Consider the following 4,609-nt stretch of genomic DNA (forward strand, 5'->3'; position numbering starts at 1 on the left):
CAAAAATCTTCTCCCCTAGGGGAGAAGAACATCAAATGATGTAAAATAATGTAAAAGAGTTCACAAGATATATAAACAACGACATATTAACAGAGATAAAAGTGTTTCATTTTAAGTTGCATTTTGCCTATTTATATAATAAAATCATTATCCTTGACATAAAATAAATTTTGTCCTATAATATTCTTTGTATCGTCCGTGGAGAGATGGCTGAGCTGGTCGAAGGCGCACGACTGGAAATCGTGTAGGCGCTATAAACGTCTCGAGGGTTCGAATCCCTCTCTCTCCGCCATCATAAATTTTGCCGTGCTAGACGGGGAGGTAGCGGTGCCCTATAACCTGCAATCCGCTATAGCAGGGTTGAAGTCCTACTCGAGGCTTTCCTGTTGTGAGGTCTGCCCTAGATAAGTGGTGTTGACAGTCAGGTCCTGCGCAACGGAAACTCATGAACCTCGTCAGGTCCGGAAGGAAGCAGCGATAAGTGAGAATTTCCGTGTGCCGCAGGGAAACCTTACTCGAGCTAACTGTCTAGGTACCGCTCGGAGTGGGATAGTCGAAGGTAGGTGCACGGCTACATAAAAAGAAGCTAATTACTTTAAAAGTAATTAGCTTCTTTTATTTTATTCAATTATTAAGTCTATCTCATTGTTTTTGACTGTTACAGTTATCTTGCTGCCATCTTTTACTTTTCCTTCGATGATCAGCCTGCTTAGTCTTGTTTCAATTTCTTTTTGTAAAAATCTCTTTACTGGCCTTGCGCCGTATTGTACTGAATATGATCTGTTTAGTATCAATTGTTTTGCTTCATCTGTCAATTTTATAGTTATGTTCCTATCTTCTAGAAGTTTTTCTATTTGTTTCATTTGTAAATCTATAATCTTGAACAATTCATCTCTTTGCAATGGTTTGAACATTACAATTTCGTCAATCCTATTCAAGAATTCAGGTCTAAATGTCCTTCTTAACTCAGCGTTTATCTTTTCTTTAGTCTGTTCTGATATATGTCCTTCTTCTAGCAATCCTTCTAATAGATAGTTTGAGCCAATATTAGAAGTCATGATTATAACAGTGTTCTTAAAATCTACTGTTCTTCCTTGGTTGTCTGTCAATCTACCGTCATCTAGTACTTGAAGCAATATATTAAATACATCTGGATGAGCTTTTTCTATTTCGTCGAATAGCACTACTGAATATGGTTTTCGTCTTACTGCTTCTGTTAGTTGTCCGCCTTCTTCATATCCTACATATCCTGGTGGTGAACCAATTAGTCTAGATACTGAGAATTTTTCCATGTATTCGCTCATATCTATACGAATCATGTTCTTTTCATCGTCAAATAGAGCTTCTGTCAATGCTTTCGAGAGTTCAGTCTTACCTACTCCAGTTGGTCCGATGAAGATAAAGCTTCCTATTGGCCTATTTGGATCTTTTAATCCCGCTCTTGCTCTCAAAACTGCATCGACTACGGCATCTACTGCTTCGTCTTGCCCTATAACTCTTTGATGCAATATATTCCCAAGATTTAGGAGTTTTTCTCTTTCAGTTTCAAGTAATTTATTTACAGGTATGCCAGTCCATTTTGCAACTACTTCAGCAATTTCTTCTTCAGTTACTTCTTCTTTGAGCATTCTTTCTCTAGTGTTGTCTTTTTGTTGAGCTTCTGCCAATTGCTTTTCTAATTCCACTAGCCTACCGTATTTAAGTTGTGAAAGTCTTTCAAGGTCATAGTTTCTTTCTGCTTCTTCAATCTCTCGTTTTACTTTGTCTATTTCCTCTTTGATATTCTTTACTTTTTCAATTTCTTTCTTTTCTTCTTCCCATTGAGCTTTCAATAAATTGAATTTATCTTTTAACTCTGATAGTTCCATTTCTAGCTTTTGCAGCCTTTGTTTTGAAGCTTCATCAGTTTCCTTTTTTAGAGCTTCTCTTTCAATTTCTAATTGAAGTATTCTTCTGCGCACTTCATCTATTTCTTGAGGCATGCTGTCTATTTCTGTCCTTAACATCGCACAAGCTTCGTCCATTAAATCAATTGCTTTATCAGGTAAAAATCTATCTGTGATATATCTGTCAGATAGTGTTGCTGCAGCTATTACAGCTCCGTCAGAAATTCTAATCCCATGGTGAATTTCATATTTTTCTTTAAGTCCTCTTAGTATAGATATTGTATCCTCTACTGTTGGTTCAGATACTAGAACCTTTTGGAATCTTCTTTCTAGCGCTGCATCTTTTTCGATGTATTTTCTGTATTCATCTAATGTTGTGGCACCTATTGTATGCAATTCTCCTCTTGCTAGCATTGGTTTTAAAAGGTTAGATGCATCCATTGCTCCTTCTGTTCTACCAGCGCCAACAATGTTGTGAATTTCATCTATAAACAGTATTATCCTTCCATTTGATTTCTGAATTTCTGACAATACTGCTTTTAGCCTTTCTTCAAATTCTCCTCTGTATTTTGCTCCTGCTATCAATGAGCCCATATCCAGTGCAAATATAGTCTTATCTTTTAAACCTTCTGGTACATCTCCATTTACAATCCTTTGTGCTAAGCCTTCTACTATGGCTGTCTTACCTACTCCTGGATCCCCTATTAACACTGGGTTGTTTTTAGTTCTCCTTGAAAGTATCCTAATTACATTTCTTATTTCATTGTCTCTTCCTATTACAGGATCAAGTTTCCCTTTTCTAGCCTCATCAACGAGGTCTCTTCCAAATCTGGTAAGAGCCTCATAAGTAGCTTCAGGATTATCTGATGTTACTGTCTGATTTCCTCTTACTTTTCTCAATGCTTCTAAGAAGTTTTGTCTATTTATATTGTATTTTTTAAGAATTTCCTCTGACATAGATCCCTTTTGATTTAATATCGCTAAATAAAGGTGTTCAACGCTCACATATTGGTCGTTAAATTTTTTTGCTTCTTCTTCAGCATCTACCAATATCTTCGAATATGTCCTACTTGGATATAGTGATCCTCCGGTTTGTTTTGGAAGTTTTTCTACTTTTCTTTCTACATCAGCTTTTACTAATTCTGAGTTCAAGTCCATAAGCGACAATACTCTTGGGATTAGTCCATCTCTGTCATTTAAAAGTGCTAAATGAATATGGATATCTTCCAATTGAGGATTGCCTAATCTGATTGCTATGTTTTGTGATTCTTGTATAGCTTCTATGCTTTTTTGTGTGAATTTTTCTAAATCCATACTATCACCTCGCTTAATTATTTAATTCTTGAGTAGTTATCTCTTTTAATTTTCTGTACAGATCTTCTTGCTCTTTTGTCATATTTAAAGGGTTTACTATTTCAATTTCAAGATATAAATCGCCTTTATTGCCTTTTAAGTCAACAAATCCTTTTTTGTTTAGTCTTAATCTCTTCCCTGTGTTAGTCTTTTCAGGTATTTCAACTCTAATCTTACCATCTAGTGTAGTAACTACAATCTTATCTCCAAAGTATGCTTGCCATGGATATACTTTTACTTTTTTGTATACATCTAGCCCTTCCAATCTGGTATTTTCATCTTCTCTTATATTTATCTTAAAGAGTATGTCACCATCTAATCCCCATTTTTGGCCCTTTACTTTTACTTTCTTGCCTTCGGTTATCCCTTTAGGAATTTTTACAGTTATATTCTTATTTTCTCCATTTATATTTAGCATCACATCTCTTGTTGAACCTTTATATGCTTCTTCAAGGCTTATCGTAAGTTCAGCTTCATAGCTTGGAGCTTGCCTTTTTTGCTTTCTTTGAGAGCTTCTTTGCCCGAATATATCTCCTATGTCAAATCCTCTAGTTCTAGAGCTACCCATGTCATTTCCGAATATCAAATTAAAGAAGTCGCTGAAATCTCCCATATTATCTGTAGTATAAGTATATGTTCTGCCACCTTGGAAATTTCCAAATCCAAATTGTGATGGGTCAAATTGCTCGCCGCCAGAAAATCCGTATTGTCCAAACTGATCATATTTCTTTCTTTTCTCTTCATCACCTAGTACTTCATATGCCTCATTTATCTCTTTAAACTTTTCTTGTGCTTTCGGATCATCTGGGTGCAAATCTGGGTGATATTTTTTTGCCAATCTCCTGAACGATTTTTTAATCTCATCTTGAGTTGCATTTTTATCTACTTCAAGTATCTTGTAGTAGTCTTTATACTCCATACTCATCACCTACTTTCTTGGTCGCAGTTGTATTATTTGTCTTTAACTTTCTTTGACCTTAATATATTATATAAAAATTTTTCCATCATTTCAATACTATTTTTACCCGGGTCTTTGACACTTACTCCAAAAAATAATCGCTGAAGCCATTGGAAAGGCTTTATTTTTTTGTCAATTTTCGGAAATATTTGTTTCGTATTATCTCGTAGTATGTTATAATATAAAGAATAGGAGGGATTTTTAATATGAGATTATCATTTTCAAAGTCTAAGAATTCAACTTCACTTTATGTTATCAAAGATGTTATAGAAGGAAATAAACGTACTACTAAAATAGTTGAGAAATTAGGTACTGTAAAAGAATTAGAAGAAAAATTAAATGGACAAGATCCTATTGAATGGGCAAAAAAATATATTGATGAATTAAATAAAAAAGAAGATGAACAAAATAG

General features: G+C 34.8%; 2 protein-coding genes, 1 tRNA gene, 1 other RNA gene and 1 pseudogene. 3 read left to right on the plus strand and 2 right to left on the minus strand.

Annotated features, from left to right (window positions below; all coding sequences use genetic code 11):
* Positions 1 to 200: 200 nt before the first annotated feature.
* Positions 201 to 292, plus strand: a tRNA-Ser gene (locus tag BO51_RS09870).
* 12 nt (positions 293 to 304) lie between these two features.
* An RNA gene (ffs, locus tag BO51_RS09875) (signal recognition particle sRNA large type) lies at positions 305 to 571 on the plus strand.
* 49 nt (positions 572 to 620) lie between these two features.
* On the opposite strand, the gene clpB is transcribed toward ffs, so the two are convergent.
* Both clpB and BO51_RS09885 read right to left on the minus strand, forming a co-directional pair.
* The gene (clpB, locus tag BO51_RS09880; RefSeq protein WP_496486241.1) at positions 621 to 3,200 is read right to left on the minus strand and encodes an ATP-dependent chaperone ClpB; all 2,580 of its coding nucleotides are present in this window, start codon (positions 3,198 to 3,200) and stop codon (positions 621 to 623) included.
* 13 nt (positions 3,201 to 3,213) lie between these two features.
* Entirely contained in the window at positions 3,214 to 4,158 is a 945-nt protein-coding gene (locus tag BO51_RS09885; RefSeq protein WP_496486243.1) for a DnaJ C-terminal domain-containing protein, read from the minus strand.
* 245 nt (positions 4,159 to 4,403) lie between these two features.
* On the opposite strand from BO51_RS09885, the pseudogene BO51_RS09890 reads away from it, so the two are divergent.
* Positions 4,404 to 4,609: pseudogene (locus tag BO51_RS09890) on the plus strand (IS1634 family transposase); the annotation flags it as partial.

The sequence above is a fragment of the Soehngenia saccharolytica DSM 12858 genome (assembly GCF_059568515.1).